General features: G+C 59.0%; 16 protein-coding genes and 1 tRNA gene. 12 read left to right on the forward strand and 5 right to left on the reverse strand.

Features of this window, described 5'->3' with window-relative positions:
* Both C1X29_RS17160 and C1X29_RS17165 read left to right on the forward strand, forming a co-directional pair.
* Entirely contained in the window at window positions 1-1236 is a 1236-nt protein-coding gene (locus C1X29_RS17160; protein ID WP_102717966.1) for a cytochrome c, read from the forward strand.
* A gap of 2 nt (window positions 1237-1238) precedes the next feature.
* A complete protein-coding gene (locus C1X29_RS17165) occupies window positions 1239-2210 on the forward strand; it encodes an XdhC family protein (RefSeq protein WP_102717967.1) in 972 nt (323 codons plus the stop codon).
* Between the two features lie 52 nt (window positions 2211-2262).
* On the opposite strand, the gene C1X29_RS17170 is transcribed toward C1X29_RS17165, so the two are convergent.
* Complete coding sequence (locus tag C1X29_RS17170; protein ID WP_102717968.1) at window positions 2263-3546, reverse strand: FAD-binding oxidoreductase; 1284 nt, start codon at window positions 3544-3546, stop codon at window positions 2263-2265.
* Between the two features lie 184 nt (window positions 3547-3730).
* Between C1X29_RS17170 and C1X29_RS17175 the strand changes: the two genes are divergently transcribed.
* The 3 genes from C1X29_RS17175 to C1X29_RS17185 all read left to right on the forward strand — a co-directional run bounded on the left by C1X29_RS17175 (window position 3731) and on the right by C1X29_RS17185 (window position 5208).
* Window positions 3731-3807, forward strand: a tRNA-Val gene (locus tag C1X29_RS17175).
* Between the two features lie 142 nt (window positions 3808-3949).
* Window positions 3950-4405, forward strand: coding sequence for a GNAT family N-acetyltransferase (locus C1X29_RS17180; RefSeq protein ID WP_102688385.1), 456 nt, complete (start codon window positions 3950-3952; stop codon window positions 4403-4405).
* Window positions 4406-4752: 347 nt separating this feature from the next.
* Complete coding sequence (locus C1X29_RS17185; RefSeq protein ID WP_102717969.1) at window positions 4753-5208, forward strand: DUF2214 family protein; 456 nt, start codon at window positions 4753-4755, stop codon at window positions 5206-5208.
* A 205-nt stretch (window positions 5209-5413) separates the two neighbouring features.
* On the opposite strand, the gene csrA is transcribed toward C1X29_RS17185, so the two are convergent.
* Window positions 5414-5608: a carbon storage regulator CsrA gene (csrA, locus tag C1X29_RS17190; protein ID WP_003179932.1), complete on the reverse strand. Its 195-nt coding sequence runs from the start codon at window positions 5606-5608 to the stop codon at window positions 5414-5416.
* A 251-nt stretch (window positions 5609-5859) separates the two neighbouring features.
* Here csrA and C1X29_RS17195 point away from each other — a divergent pair, with 251 nt between their 5' ends.
* Entirely contained in the window at window positions 5860-6225 is a 366-nt protein-coding gene (locus C1X29_RS17195) for an SPOR domain-containing protein (RefSeq protein ID WP_102688387.1), read from the forward strand.
* Window positions 6226-6311: 86 nt separating this feature from the next.
* Window positions 6312-7214, forward strand: a complete 903-nt coding sequence (locus C1X29_RS17200) for a siderophore-interacting protein (RefSeq protein WP_085747808.1) — start codon at window positions 6312-6314, stop codon at window positions 7212-7214.
* Window positions 7215-7268: 54 nt separating this feature from the next.
* Here the strand turns inward: C1X29_RS17200 and C1X29_RS17205 are convergent, their stop codons facing one another.
* The 3 genes from C1X29_RS17205 to C1X29_RS17215 form a co-directional block, all read right to left on the reverse strand.
* On the reverse strand, window positions 7269-7958 hold the full coding sequence (locus C1X29_RS17205; RefSeq protein WP_085612799.1) for an endonuclease: 690 nt from the start codon (window positions 7956-7958) through the stop codon (window positions 7269-7271).
* 4 nt (window positions 7959-7962) lie between these two features.
* Window positions 7963-8253 carry a DUF1654 domain-containing protein gene (locus C1X29_RS17210; protein ID WP_007956002.1) on the reverse strand — a complete coding sequence of 97 codons (291 nt, stop codon included), beginning with the start codon at window positions 8251-8253 and terminating at the stop codon, window positions 7963-7965.
* Window positions 8254-8418: 165 nt separating this feature from the next.
* On the reverse strand, window positions 8419-9507 hold the full coding sequence (locus tag C1X29_RS17215) for an asparaginase (RefSeq protein ID WP_007956004.1): 1089 nt from the start codon (window positions 9505-9507) through the stop codon (window positions 8419-8421).
* Window positions 9508-9856: 349 nt separating this feature from the next.
* Here C1X29_RS17215 and C1X29_RS17220 point away from each other — a divergent pair, with 349 nt between their 5' ends.
* The 5 genes from C1X29_RS17220 to C1X29_RS17240 all read left to right on the forward strand — a co-directional run bounded on the left by C1X29_RS17220 (window position 9857) and on the right by C1X29_RS17240 (window position 15072).
* Entirely contained in the window at window positions 9857-10309 is a 453-nt protein-coding gene (locus C1X29_RS17220; RefSeq protein ID WP_085747807.1) for a hypothetical protein, read from the forward strand.
* Between the two features lie 200 nt (window positions 10310-10509).
* Entirely contained in the window at window positions 10510-11466 is a 957-nt protein-coding gene (locus C1X29_RS17225; RefSeq protein WP_007956008.1) for a sugar ABC transporter substrate-binding protein, read from the forward strand.
* Window positions 11467-11521: 55 nt separating this feature from the next.
* The gene (locus tag C1X29_RS17230; RefSeq protein ID WP_085747806.1) at window positions 11522-13075 is read left to right on the forward strand and encodes a sugar ABC transporter ATP-binding protein; all 1554 of its coding nucleotides are present in this window, start codon (window positions 11522-11524) and stop codon (window positions 13073-13075) included.
* Complete coding sequence (locus C1X29_RS17235) at window positions 13072-14049, forward strand: ABC transporter permease (RefSeq protein WP_064594871.1); 978 nt, start codon at window positions 13072-13074, stop codon at window positions 14047-14049. The genes C1X29_RS17230 and C1X29_RS17235 overlap by 4 nt, the downstream gene beginning before the upstream one ends.
* Window positions 14050-14052: 3 nt before the next feature.
* Window positions 14053-15072 carry a LacI family DNA-binding transcriptional regulator gene (locus C1X29_RS17240; protein ID WP_102688390.1) on the forward strand — a complete coding sequence of 340 codons (1020 nt, stop codon included), beginning with the start codon at window positions 14053-14055 and terminating at the stop codon, window positions 15070-15072.
* The last annotated feature ends 14 nt before the right edge of the window (window positions 15073-15086 follow it).

Consider the following 15086-nt stretch of genomic DNA (forward strand, 5'->3'; position numbering starts at 1 on the left):
ATGAAGCAATTACTGACCCGCCTGACCCTGGCGGTCGGGCTGGCTGTGCCTGTGTTGGCGGTGCACGCGGATGATCAGGTCAAGCGCGGCGAATACCTCGCCCGCGCGGCCGACTGCATGGCGTGCCACACGGCGCCCGGCGGCGCGCCATTTGCTGGCGGCCTGCCGATCGTGTCGCCGTTCGGCACGATCTACGGCACCAACATCACTCCAAGCAAAGAGCACGGCATCGGTTTGTACAACGACGACGAGTTTTTCGCTGCGCTGACTGAAGGCAAGCGCCGTGACGGCGCGAACCTATATCCGGCGATGCCGTACACCTCGTATCACTTGATGCCGCGTGCGGATTCGGATGCGATTCACGCGTATCTGAAAACCATCGAGCCAATCGAGCGTGCCGCACCGGTGACCAGCCTTAGCTTTCCGTTCAACGTGCGTCCGGGCCTGATCGGCTGGAACATGATGTACGGCAAAGCCTTGAAGCTCGAATCTGCCGAAGGCAAAAGCGACGCCTGGAAACGCGGCCAGTACATGGTCGAAGTGCTCGGCCATTGCGGCGAATGCCATACGCCACGCGGCCTGCCGGGCGCGATGCAACTGGACAAGCGCCTGACCGGCGGCATCCTCAACGGCTATCTGGCACCGAGCCTGCTGGCCACTGATCTGGCGGCCCGCGGCTGGAACCATCAGGACCTGAGCACGTTCCTCAAGCACGGCATGAGCGCCCAGGGCACGATGTTCAACGAGATGTTCCCGGTGTTCCACAACAGCACTCAGGGCCTGAATGATCCGGATCTGGCGGCGATGGCGACGTTCCTGCTGGGCGACAAGCCTCCGGCGGCGAAAGAGCTGACCGACGTGCCGTTGGAAAAACTCAGTGCCAGCGCTCAACGCGGTCGTCAGGAATACTTGAACGTCTGCGCCGGCTGTCACGCGGCCGGTGGCGAGGGTAAGCCGCACATCGCGGTGGCCATGCGCGGCAACACCACGCTGCGTCTGGAAGACCCGCGCAACCTGTTGCGAGTGATCGAGGATGGTATCGGCGAGCAGAAATTCGCCGGATTCGAACACATGCAGCCGATGCCGGGTTTCGCCGACAAGCTGAGTGCTGATCAACTGACCGATCTGCTGAACTACCTGCGTCAGGGTTGGGGTGGTCAGTCGGCCGAGCTGGCGGTCAGCGATGTGCAGAAGCTTCAGGCTGACGCCCCGTCCATCGAGCACAAGGCGCACTGATCATGCAGCATCTCGATCTGCAGGTTGTGCGTCGGGCGCTGGAGTGGTCGACGGCGGGGCAGCGCATCTGGCTTTGCACCGTGCTGACCACCTACGGTTCGGCGCCGCGCGCGCCGGGTTCACTGCTGGCGGTGAACGATGGCGGGCAGTGGATCGGGTCGCTGTCCGGTGGTTGCGTCGAGGAAGACTTTCTCGAGCGCGTCGCCGAAGGTGCGTTTCTCGATGCGATCAATGTCGTCCGTTATGGCGAAGGTGACGATCCACGTTCGCGGGTCAGCCTGCCGTGCGGCGGCATTCTCGATGTGCTGGTAGAGAAATTTGACGCGAGCTGCGATGTGCAGGCGCACCTGCGTGAACTCGAATCGGCGTTGCTGGGGCAGCGCCGGTTGATTCGCGAGGTCGATCTGGCCACGGGCGCGCGTAGCCTGTTTGCCGATCGCGAACAAGGTGCGCGGATCGAGCGTGAAATCGACCGGGTGCGGATCCGCATCGGCGCCGCTCAGCGTTTGTTGCTGGCGGGGTATTCCAGCGTGGCGCAGGCGTGTGCGGAGTTCGCGGTGGGTCTTGGCTTCGAAGTGATTCTCTGCGACCCGCGTGATGAGGTGCTGGAAGGCGTGGTGCTCAATGGCGTGGAGATCCGCCGGCAATTGCCGTCGGTGTTTATCGCCGATGGTGGTTGTCACCGGGATACGGCGGTGGTGGCGTTGACCCACGATCCGCGTATCGACGATCTGGCGATGATGGAAGCGGTGCGTACCGAAGCGTTCTACATTGGCGTAATGGGTTCGCAGCAGACGTCGCAGAAGCGCTTCGAGCGATTGCGCCGGATTGGCGGTCTGGGGGAAAGCGAACTGGCGCGGATTCATGCGCCGATCGGTCTTAACCTCGGCAGCAAGACGCCGTCGGAAATCGCTTTGGCGGTGCTCGCGGATATCCTGCGGATTCGCAGCGGGATTGCGCGGGATCAGTTGTGATTTGAGCTGAATGTAAAAAGGGCCGCTATTCAGCGGCCCTTTTTTTGGCTCGTCAGAAACCGAGCTTGTCGCGCAGTCCGTAGTACCACGCGCCCAGCGCGGCAAACGGTGTGCGCAGCAGTTGCCCGCCGGGGAACGGGTAGTGCGGCAAGTCGGCAAACGCATCGAAGCGCTCGGCTTGCCCGCGCAGCGCCTCGGCCAATACCTTGCCGGCCAGATGCGTGTAGGTCACGCCGTGGCCGCTGCAGCCCTGGGAGTAATAGATGTTGTCGCCCAGGCGCCCAACCTGAGGCAGACGCGACAGGGTCAGCAGGAAATTGCCGGTCCAGGCGTAGTCGATCTTCACGTCCTTGAGCTGCGGGAAGGCCTTGAGCATTTTCGGGCGGATGATCGCCTCGATGTTTGCCGGATCCCGCGCGCCATACACCACACCGCCGCCGAAGATCAGACGTTTGTCGCCGGTGAGGCGGTAGTAGTCGAGCAGGTAGTTGCAGTCTTCGACGCAGTAGTCCTGCGGCAGAAGGGATTTCGCCAGCTCATCGCCCAATGGCTCGGTGGTGATGACCTGAGTGCCGCACGGCATCGATTTGGCCGCCAGTTCCGGCACCAGATTGCCGAGGTAGGCGTTGCCGGCCACGATGATGAATTTGGCTCTGACCTTGCCCTGCGGTGTATGCACGACCGGATTGGCGCCGCGTTCGATGCGTACGGCCGGCGACTGTTCATAGATGGTGCCGCCCAGGGATTCCACGGCAGCAGCTTCGCCCAATGCCAGGTTAAGCGGGTGGATATGGCCACCGCTCATGTCGAGCATGCCGCCGACGTATTGATCGCAGGCGACCACTTCACGGATGCGGCGCTGATCGAGCAGTTCCAGTCGGGTATGGCCGAAGCGTTCCCACAGGCGCTTCTGCGATTCGAGGTGGCCCATTTGCTTGGCGGTGAGGGCGGCGAATACGCCACCGTCTTTCAGGTCGCACTGGATGTTGTACTTGCTGACGCGTTCACGAATGATCCGGCCGCCCTCGAACGCCATCTGCCCGAGCAGTTGTGCCTGTTTCGGGCCGACGCTGCGTTCGATCACATCGATGTCACGGCTGTAGCTGTTGACGATTTGTCCTCCATTGCGCCCCGAAGCGCCGAAGCCGACCTTGGCGGCTTCCAGCACGGTCACGCGAAAACCGTTCTCGAGCAGGAACAGGGCCGAGGAAAGTCCCGTATAACCAGCGCCGATCACACAGACATCCGTCTCCACGTCATCCTGCAGGGCAGGGCGTGGTGGCACGGCGTTGGCCGACGCAGCGTAATAAGACTCTGGGTAAGGGGTGTTCGCCATCCTGCAGCCTCTGTTTAATATATTTTACGAGTGCAGCGATCCTACCCCAGTTGAAAAACCTCCGCCAGCCACCGGGAAATCTTCTTGCGGCGGGTCGAAATTAAATATTTTGCATATTCATAGGGTTAGGTGAAAAAAAGGTGTTGACACCCCTTCGGAATTCCGTAGAATGCCGCCTCACAGCAGGCACGTAGCTCAGTTGGTTAGAGCACCACCTTGACATGGTGGGGGTCGTTGGTTCGAGTCCAATCGCGCCTACCAAACAAAATCCGCTCTGCTGGGCGGTCTGGAAGGGCTCACCGAAAGGTGGGCCCTTTTTTGTTGTCTGCGATTTCAGAACCTTTGCAAAATTTCGGTTTGGTCGACCGCAGCTACACTCCGGCACATTTGCAGAGGTGTATTCATGAGTCGCCAATTCAGGCGCGCCGGTCCAGGCGATATCGAAAGCCTGTTGAAGATTGATCCTGTCGCTGAAAAAGATAGCTGCCGTCGCGAGTACATCGCGAGGGCTGTACGGGCGCAGGAGTGCTGGGTTGTCTGCGAGGCGGACGATCCTGGCGCTCCCGTCGGCTACGGATGTCTGGATCGAAGCTTTCTTGGAGAGTGGTTCATACCTCTCGTGATCGTCTCCAGTGCGAACAGGCGTTCCGGCGTGGGGCGGCAGATCGTGAGCGGTCTGGAGCAGCATGCTTGTGCAGAAAAGATCTTCACGTCGACCAATACGTCCAACTCGCCGATGCGACAGCTGCTTACAAATCTTGGATATCAGCACAGCGGAATGGTAGAGAATCTGGATCCGGGGGATCCCGAGCTCATTTTTGTAAAATTCTTGAGCCAAGCGCGTATTGATCGTGATTGATTTTGATCCATTCGTCGCCGACCGTCGCGAGCGACCTTTTAAATAGTGTGGATATTTAAGGGGTTACGGATTTTATTAACCATCCGGTTATCAAAAATACGTTGTTACATACTGGAAAAATCAGTAATATCCGCCCCGCGTTCACCACCACGGTTTATGCATTTTTAAATCCCAAGCTTCCATCAGCTGCTTGGGATTTTTTTTGCCCGCGATTTGCCTTTCCCGCACCTCTGCCCAGCCTCTCGTCTCGCCCGTTCCTGTTTTCCGGGAGCGGTGACAGGCAAGTCCATATTTTTTCGACTACTACTGTCAGGCTGATTTCAGCTCTGCCGGACAGGAGTTCATCGATGCTGATTCATTGGTTTCTTGCAGCGATTCATTTACTGGCTTTTGCCATGGGCTTCTGGGCGGTGTTGACGCGTGGGACGGCCTTCAGTCGTTTGGCGTCCGGCTCCGGTGATGTCGGGCGAGTGTTGCTAGCCGACAATCTTTGGGGGCTTTCGGCGTTGGTGTTGCTCATCACCGGCGGCATGCGCGCCTTCGCAGGTTATGAGAAGGGAACCGACTATTACCTGCATCAGCCACTGTTTCATCTGAAGATGACGCTGTTCGTGCTGATTCTGCTTCTGGAACTCATGCCGATGATCACCCTGATCAAATGGCGCGTGTCCAAGGCGCGCGGCGCTGTCCCTGACACGGGGCGTGCAAAGATGTTCGCGCGGATCAGTCATGCCGAAGCGCTTCTGTTGGTATTGATGGTCGTGGCGGCCACCGGAATGGCGCGTGGCGTTACATTCGGCTAGTCGGGCGAGATTCCCAGCCGCTATTCGGAAATGTCCGACAGCCAGCTCGTTGAATGACGGTTAGTATCGGTTGCGAGAAGGGTTGAGGCAGGAAGTGGCGTGGCACGCGCCGTCACCAGGGAGGTGGGGGATGGCAATACGGCGCTTGAATCTTTAGCCAGTCATTGCGCGCAGGCAAACGAACTGGCTACTGACTGCTTAGGGCTCAGGGCGTTTGTGGCTTGTCCGGTGCGGTCAGGCCAGCCTGGATGCGCTGGTAGATCTCTTCCCGGTGCACTGCAACGTTCTTCGGAGCATTGATGCCGATTCGAACTTGCTGGCCGCTGACGCCGAGAATGGTGATCGTGATGTCATCACCAATGTTTATGCTTTCACCGACTTTGCGGGTGAGTATCAGCATGGTCTTCTCCTTGATTGCTTTGTAGGGCACCTGATTCAGACAGTGCAGAGGTCGGTGGTACGTATAGATTAGTGCGAAGTCTTACAGTTTGGGTGCCTCTTTCTGACGCGCAGCAGCGGCATTAATTCCCAGCGCGTAACTATACAGGGGCCGTCGGCATCAATCTCGTAGTTTTATGCCGCAATTTGCGGGGCTCGGAAAGTATTCTCGAATGTTAAGATCGCCGCTTTGAGAATTCAGAGGGAAGCGTTGTGCGCAAATTGGTCTGGGTAGTCGCGGCACTGGCATTGGCAGGATGTGGCGAAGGCAAGAGTGTGGATGCGCAAAAGCCGAAACCGGCGGTGGTAGCGGCGCCTGCTGCGGTGGGCCCGCAGTGGGATCTCGAAGTGCGCGGTGAAACCCCTCAGGCCGTCAGCGACCTCAGCGGCTGGCTGATCGAGCATGGCTTTGTGGCCAGTGTCATCAAGGACGCCAGCGGCAAGACCCGGATCCTGCTCGGCCCTTTCAATTCGAAGGCTGACGCCGAGGCGCGCCAGGCAGATGTGAACGCCGCATTGATCAAGGCGAAGAAGCAGAACATCGAAACGCTGGTGATCGAGCGCACGGCGACGCAATAAGGGGCCTTTCGACGGAGCTGACTAAAGGGTGTCCCCCGTGATTCGTTTTTCAAGGAGTCACTGAAGATACCCAGAAGGAGCTCCGCATGGCCTCCGCCAATCCTTACAAGTTGTTCGACGTCGTTTTGCGTCACAAGCAGCAATTGAGCCCGCATCTCATGCGGATCACGCTCGCAAGCCCCACGGTCACCGAGATGGCGACCTGGGCGCCGGATCAGCGAGTGAAGCTGTTTTTCCCGGCAGCCGACGGTTCACCCGCCAAGCTTTCTCAGGGCGAAGGGTGGTACGCCCGTTTCCGCTCGATGCTGGTTGATCGTCGCCCGGCGATGCGCACTTACACCATCCGTCATTTGCGTGCCGAGTCGGGTGAAGTCGATATCGATTTCGTCCTGCACGGCGAAACCGGCCCGGCCTCCCGTTGGGCGTTGCGAGCGCAACCTGGCGAGTCGATGCAGATTCTGGCGCCTGACAGCCGATTCTCGGCACAAGAGGCGGGGGGATTTGAATGGAAGCCACCGCAAACGCTCAAGCAACTTCTGTTGGTCGCCGACGCCACAGCGTTGCCGGCCGCCATGGGGATCCTGGAAGAACTGGCGACACTGACTGAACCGCCGCAGGCCCAGGCGTTTTTTGAAGTCGACAGTCGTGAGGATATGTTGGCGGTTCCTGACTGGCCCGGACTTTCGGTGCAATGGCTGATCCGCGATCACGCAACTGCCGGCACGTTGATGGTGGAAGCCGTGCAGCAGGCGACGTTGCCTGTCGATGCATCGCCGGTTGGGCAAGCGGTCGAGCTGGCGGATGTCGACATTGAAGAAGAGATTCTGTGGGAGATCGCCGATACGGCCAGCGAGTGTTTCTATGGTTGGATCGCCGGAGAATCCGCTGCGGTCATGAGCCTGCGCAAATACCTCATCAAGGAGCGCGGCATTCCGCGCGAGTCACTCAATCTGATGGGCTACTGGCGTCACAACAAATCCGGCGGTTGAGCACAAAAAAGGCCTTGAGTTTATCGCTCAAGGCCTTTTCTTTTGATCAGACAATCAACCGCAGGCTTTCAGGTTCACCGGGCCGACAAATTCGTTGCCGCGCCCCATCACACACGCCACGCTCTGATTACGCTGGCGCTCCCAGTCTTGCACCGGGTAAGTCTTGTCCCAGGCTTCGTACAGTTGTCGATCCTGCTTCGACAAGCGCAAGCCGTATTGTTTGCTCATGTAAAAGTAGGTGCGGGCGATCATGCCGCGGATCGAAGGGCGGGGCATGACCTTCTTCGCCTTGAAGTCGACCTGAGTCAGGCAGGAGCCGTACTGACCTTTTTCGACCGGCAGCCAGCCGTAGCTGAAATTGCTGCGGTCGCCATTCACCTCGCCGATGCTCGGCACCAGGTTGTGCAGGTCGGCTTCGGCTTTCTGATAGCTCGGGTCGTAGCGGGTGCAATTCTTGCGGCCTCCTTCCTGCCAGCATTGACGCTGATGGCCGAACTGCCAGGCCGGAACAATGTGCTCCCATTCGATGCGGGACGCTCGCTTGGCGTTCTTGCGCGGGACGTAGCCGCAGGCGGCAAGATCGACCTTGTTGCCGGTGTATTTGCACCCGCAATAGAACTCGGTGGATTGTGGTGCGTACAGCTTCCAGGCGACCTTCTTGGCTTCGGTGAACGTACGCGGCGCGCCAGCTTGCGCACCCAGGGAAATGAACAGCAACAGCACAGCAGCAAAACGCAGAATCATTGAATCAATCTTCCTTCGGCACAACCCAGAAAATCTGTACACCGCCATCGTCGCGGTAGGCGAGGGTGACGTTGTCGTTCTCGTCGATCTCTTCCAGCAAGCGCTCCCAGTCATCCACCGGCTCGTCCGGAAGGCGGAAGATCAGTGCGGCTTTGGCTTTTTGTGCGGTGGGGGAATTGATGATTTTTTGAACGCGCATGCCCATGCGTTCGTAAGCGTCAGGAGCATCAGGGGAAGTGGCCACGAGGTTATCCTTATTAAGCTGTACGTGCATACAGTATTTAACTGTAGGCATTTTCGCAACTGCTTAAAATTCAAGAAAATCCTCTGACAGCGGTTTTCCGGTTTTGATGTCACTCAGGTGAAATTTATCTTTGGAGGAGGCGCAAGCTTCACCCTCCGTCAAGTTGACGAAGGGTGAAGTCAGTGCCCGATCAGGAAAGGATCAGGCGAGGATGAATCAGTATTCCCAGAACATCCGTTGCAGCTCTTTGCTGTCGTTGGTCTTGGTCAGCGCGACCATAGCCAGGATGCGGGCTTTCTGTGGGTTCAGGTCGTGAGCAACCACCCAGTCGTATTTGTCGTCAGGCTGTTCGGCGTTGCGCAGGACGAAACCACCGGCATTGACGTGAGACGAGCGAATGATCTGCACGCCGTCCTTGCGCAGCGCCTGCAGGGTCGGAACCACGCGGGAGGAAACCGAGCCGTTGCCGGTACCGGCATGGATGATCGCCTTGGCGCCGGACTGGGCGAGGGCCTTGTAGGCTGTGTCGCTGACATTGCCGTAGGAATAGGCGATTTCTACATCAGGAAGGCTCTTGATGTTTTTGATGTCGAATTCCGAATCCATGGTGTGGCGCTTGGCTGGCAGGCGGAACCAGTAGGATTTGCCTTCTACCACCATGCCGAGCGGACCCCAGGCGCTTTTGAACGCTTCGGTCTTGATGTTGATCATCTTACTGACATCGCGACCTGACTGGATTTCATCGTTCAGGGTCACCAGTACGCCTTTGCCGCGCGCTTCTTTGCTGCTGGCGACGGCCACGGCGTTGTACAGGTTTAGCATGCCGTCCGCCGACATGGCGGTGCCCGGGCGCATGGAGCCGACGACGATGATCGGCTTGTCGGTTTTTTCCACCAGGTTCAGGAAGTACGCGGTCTCTTCCAGGGTATCGGTGCCGTGGGTGATGACGATGCCATCGACGTCTTTGCTGTCGGCCAGTTCGGAAACGCGACGTCCCAGTTGCAGGAGGTTTTCGTTGGTGATGCTTTCCGAGGCGATTTGCATGACCTGTTCGCCACGCACATTGGCCAGCGTGCTCAGTTCGGGAATGCCGGCGATCAATTGTTCGATGCCCACTTTCGCGGCCTGATAAGTCGCACTGTTGGCTGCACTGGCGCCCGCGCCGGCGATGGTGCCGCCGGTGGCCAGTACCACCACGTTGGCCAGCTTGGCCTGGGTTTCAGCTTCTTTTGCCTGGAGGGCAGTTGGCAGGAGCAGGAGGAGGGCCAAAGCGCCCGGAACGAAACTCTTCAAAGCAGATGTCATTATTTTTCTCTCTAGTAGTGAGACGGTGCTGATGCAGGTTCATCTAGATGCGCCCCGGGCCGATCTGAATGCCAGGGGTGCAGGGAGGGAGCAGGATCTGTACCAGTCGTACTGTGCTTGAGAGAAATGTTTAACCTTATGATTTGAATCAAGATTTATTTGAAGAGTGGTTGTGAGCTTGCCTAGCTCATCCGGGTTTCCGAACGCGGGATGTTTTCTCGTTCGGCTCACCGAAAAGGACTACGAGCCTCGTCCTCAGACTGAACTGGCTGCTTTCCAGATCTCTGCTAAAGAAAACGGCGCGCTGGCCGATGCGCCTTGACAGGGATTCAATTTTTCAGGAGTTCAAATGTCATTGACTATCGGTTTTTCAAATCCCGGTTCGGTCACGATCGGCGGTAAAACTGCTGCGACGATCAATGCAATGAGTGAAGCTGAAGCCGATGCGTCAGCCGAGGCACTGGGTACCGAGAAGGTTGAAACCAATCAGGTCAGAACCGGTGGTCCTGCCCAGGAAGCAAGCGCGAGCGAGGCTCAAGGCGGTGACAATCTGAGCATCACTATCAAGACGCTGCTCAAACGGATGCAGGAACTGCAGAAGCAGCTTCAGGAGCAGCAGCAACAACTGGCCGCCGCGCAGGCTGCGAGTTATCCAACCCCCGAAGCCAAGTCGCAAGCGGTGATGTCCATCCAGGGGCAGATCGCTCAAACCAGCGGTGCCCTGCTGGAAGTCTCGGCTGCACTGGTCAAGGAAATGTCGAAGGGTTCTTCTGCCGGTAATGTGGTCAACACTACGGCTTGAACACTCAAGGGCGAATCCGTGGATTCGCCCTGCGATGAGATACCGATTTCTGATTGTTGACAAATGTCGGCGTGATTCGCATAGTTCGGTCTACGCAAACGTTTGCGCGGCCTTCGCGATGGATTGAATTGTCGTGGGGTGCAGCGAGCTTACGCCAGCGCAAGCGTTGCTCACAATAATCATAAGATCGGAGTGAACCCATGAAGCTGCCATTCGCTGGACGTCTTCTTGCTGTCGCCATGCTGGCTGCCGCATCCGCCGCACTGCCTGTCTCTTCGGCTTTCGCCGAATCCCCTGAAAAACCCAAAGTCGCCCTGGTCATGAAATCCCTGGCCAACGAATTCTTCCTGACCATGGAAGACGGCGCCAAGGCCTACCAGAAAGAACACTCCGCCGATTTCGACCTGATCTCCAACGGCATCAAGGACGAAACCGACACGGCGGGGCAGACGCGCATCGTCGAGCAGATGATTCTGGCAAAGGTCAACGCGCTGGTCATCGCACCGTCTGATTCCAAGGCGATGGTGCCGGTGATCAAGAAAGCCGTCGATGCCGGTATCACTGTGATCAACATCGACAACCAGCTCGATCCGGCTGTGATCAAAAGCAAGAACATCAGCGTTCCGTTCGTAGGCCCGGACAACCGCAAAGGCGCGCGTCTGGTGGGCGAGTACCTGGCCAAGCAACTGAAGGCCGGTGACGAAGTCGGCATCATTGAAGGCGTCTCCACGACGACCAACGCCCAGCAGCGTACCGCTGGCTTCAAGGATGCGATGGAGGCTGCGCAGATCAAGGTTGTTTCCCTGCAGTCCGGCGATTGGGAAATCGACAAGGGCAACAAGGTGGCCGCTTCGATTCTCAGCGAGTACCCGGACGTCAAGGCGCTGCTGGCCGGTAACGACAGCATGGCCGTGGGTGCCGTTTCCGCCGTGCGCGCTGCCGGCAAGGCCGGTCAGGTGCAGGTTGTCGGTTACGACAACATCAATGCCATCAAGCCCATGCTGAAGGACGGCCGCGTTCTGGCGACTGCCGACCAGTACGCTGCGAAGCAAGCGGTATTTGGCATCGAGACTGCGCTGAAAATCATCAAGGGCGAGAAAGTCGACAGTGGTGCGAATGGTGTGATTGAGACACCAGTCGAGCTGGTCACCAAATAAGTCCTCTGGCGACACAACGGCGCTCGTCCGTCCGGGCGAGCGCATGGAGATTTTTATGTCAGTTTCCGCTCCGAACGCTGTCCTCTCGGTCAGCGGTATCGGCAAGACCTATGCGCAACCGGTTCTGACCGGCATCGACCTGACGTTGATGCGCGGTGAAGTGCTGGCGCTGACCGGTGAGAACGGTGCCGGCAAAAGCACCCTGTCGAAGATCATCGGCGGGCTGGTCACACCTACCACCGGCCAGATGCAGTTCCAGGGCAAGGACTATCGCCCCGGCAGTCGCACGCAGGCTGAAGAGCTGGGTGTGCGCATGGTCATGCAAGAGCTCAATCTGCTGCCGACGCTTTCGGTGGCGGAGAACCTGTTCCTCGACAACCTGCCAAGTAACGGTGGCTGGATCAGTCGCAAGCAGCTGCGCAAGGCCGCCATCGAAGCCATGGCTCAAGTCGGCCTCGATGCCATCGACCCGGACACACTGGTCGGCGAATTGGGCATCGGTCACCAGCAAATGGTCGAGATCGCTCGCAACCTGATCGGCGATTGCCATGTGCTGATCCTCGACGAACCGACCGCAATGCTCACCGCTCGCGAAGTTGAAATGCTTTTCGAGCAGATCACCCGGTTGCAGGCGCGCGGCGTCTCGATCATCTACATCTCGCATCGCCTCGAAGAGCTGGCCCGGGTAGCACAGCGCATTGCCGTGTTGCGCGACGGCAACCTGGTCTGTGTCGAGCCAATGGCCAATTACAACAGCGAGCAACTGGTCACCCTGATGGTTGGTCGGGAGCTGGGCGAGCATATCGATCTGGGGGCTCGCAACATCGGCGCGCCGGCCCTGACTGTTAAAGGCCTGACCCGCTCCGACAAAGTGCGCGACGTGTCCTTTGAAGTACGCGCCGGTGAGATTTTTGGCATCTCGGGTCTGATCGGGGCAGGGCGCACCGAGCTTTTGCGGCTGATCTTCGGCGCCGATGTCGCGGACAGCGGCACGGTGGCACTCGGTTCGCCGGCAAAAACGGTGAGCATTCGCTCGCCAGTCGATGCAGTGCGCAACGGTATCGCCTTGATCACCGAGGATCGCAAGGGCGAAGGCCTGCTGCTGAGTCAGTCGATCAGCGCCAACATTGCATTGGGCAACATGCCGGAAATTTCCAGCGGCGGGTTCGTCAACAACGGCGATGAAACGAAGCTCGCGCAGCGGCAGATCGACGCCATGCGCATCCGCAGTTCCAGCCCGACGCAGCTGGTGTCCGAGCTGTCCGGCGGTAACCAGCAAAAGGTGGTGATCGGTCGCTGGCTCGAGCGCGACTGTTCGGTGCTGCTGTTCGACGAGCCGACTCGCGGTATCGATGTCGGCGCCAAGTTCGATATTTATGCCTTGCTCGGCGAACTGACTCGGCAGGGCAAAGCGCTGGTCGTGGTGTCCAGCGATTTGCGCGAGCTGATGCTGATCTGCGACCGCATCGGTGTGTTGTCGGCAGGGCGCCTGATCGACACGTTCGAGCGCGACAGCTGGACCCAGGATGACTTGCTTGCCGCCGCGTTCGCCGGCTACCAGAAACGTGATGCGTTGCTCAACGAAGCAGCGCCTAGGGATCTCCCATGAAAACTGCATCTTCCGCCGGCAAATCCAGTGGCAACTTCTACGGCCTCGGCACTTACCTGGGCCTGGCCGGCGCGTTGCTGGCAATGATTGCGCTGTTCTCGGTCATGAGCAGCCATTTCCTGTCGTACAACACCTTCAGCACCCTGGCCAACCAGATTCCCGACCTGATGGTTCTGGCGGTGGGCATGACGTTCGTCCTGATCATCGGCGGGATCGACCTGTCGGTAGGCTCGGTACTGGCGCTCGCGGCATCTACCGTCAGCGTGGCGATTCTTGGCTGGGGCTGGAGCGTATTGCCGGCTGCCTTGTTGGGGATGGCCGTCGCGGCGTTGGCCGGCACGGTGACCGGCTCGATTACCGTGGCGTGGCGAATTCCGTCATTCATTGTGTCGCTCGGTGTTCTGGAAATGGCCCGTGGCCTGGCTTATCAGATGACCGGTTCGCGCACGGCCTATATCGGTGATTCCTTCGCCTGGCTGTCGAACCCGATCGCCTTCGGCATTTCGCCGTCGTTCATCATCGCCTTGCTGGTCATTTTCGTTGCCCAGGCCGTTCTGACCCGTACCGTGTTCGGCCGCTATCTGATCGGCATTGGCACCAACGAAGAAGCGGTGCGTCTGGCGGGGATCAATCCCAAGCCCTACAAAATTCTGGTGTTCAGCCTGATGGGGCTGCTCGCCGGCATTGCGGCGCTGTTCCAGATTTCCCGGCTGGAAGCGGCCGACCCGAACGCTGGTTCCGGCCTTGAGCTGCAAGTCATCGCTGCCGTGGTGATCGGCGGCACCAGCCTGATGGGCGGACGTGGTTCGGTGATCAGCACCTTTTTCGGTGTGTTGATCATCTCCGTCCTGGCGGCCGGTCTGGCGCAGATTGGCGCGACCGAGCCGACCAAGCGCATCATCACCGGTGCGGTGATCGTGATCGCCGTGGTGCTCGACACCTATCGCAGTCAACGAGCAAGCCGACGGGGCTGATAAATGGCAACGATCAAGGATGTGGCGGCACTTGCAGGAATTTCCTACACGACCGTGTCCCACGTAGTAAACAAGACCCGACCGGTGAGCGAAGAAGTGCGGCTCAAGGTCGAGGCGGCCATCAAGAGTCTCGACTATGTGCCGAGCGCGGTGGCCCGTTCGCTGAAAGCGAAAACCACCGCCACCATTGGTTTGCTGGTGCCCAACAGCCTCAACCCGTACTTCGCCGAACTGGCGCGCGGGATCGAGGATTACTGCGAGCGTAACGGCTACTGCGTGATTCTCTGCAACTCCGACGACAACCCGGACAAGCAGCGCAGCTACCTGCGGGTCCTGCTGGAAAAGCGCATCGACGGATTGATCGTCGCCTCTGCGGGTGGCGACAGTGGTCTGGCGCAAGGACTGGCGGGCGTAAAGACGCCGATGGTGATCGTCGACCGTGGACTCGAAGGCGTGGACGCCGACCTGGTGCGCATCGATCACGAATATGGCGCGTACCTCGCGACGCGGCATTTGCTTGAGCTCGGTCATCGCGATATCGCCACGATCGGTGGTCCGACGAGTACCAGCGTCGCGCAAATGCGTCAGGCCGGTTTTGCTCGAGCGCTGAAAGAGGCGGGTGTTGAAGTGGCCCCGTCGCGCATGCTGGAAAGCGACTTCACCAGCACCGGCGGTTACAACGCGGCTTCGGTTCTGCTTGAGCACAACCCGCCGAGCGCGATTTTTGCCGGTAACGACATGATCGGCATTGGCGTGTTGCGAGCGGCGGCGGAACGTAACGTGCGCGTGCCCGCCGAGCTGTCGGTGATCGGCTTCGACGATATCCAGATGAGTCGCTATGTGTATCCAGCGTTGACGACCGTGGGCCAGTCGATCCTGCAACTGGGCGAGATGGCCGCGGAAGTGTTGTTGCGAAGAATTGCCACCCCGGATCTGGCGACGGATCAGCGGATCGTGACCCCGAGTATTGTCCTGCGCGAATCGACTGCACCGCTGTCCGGGGTGTTCACCGAATACCGCTGAAACCGAATTGATGA

This window comes from Pseudomonas sp. GW456-12-10-14-LB2, assembly GCF_002884345.1.
GTDB classification, from domain to species: Bacteria; Pseudomonadota; Gammaproteobacteria; order Pseudomonadales; family Pseudomonadaceae; genus Aquipseudomonas; species Aquipseudomonas paraglycinae.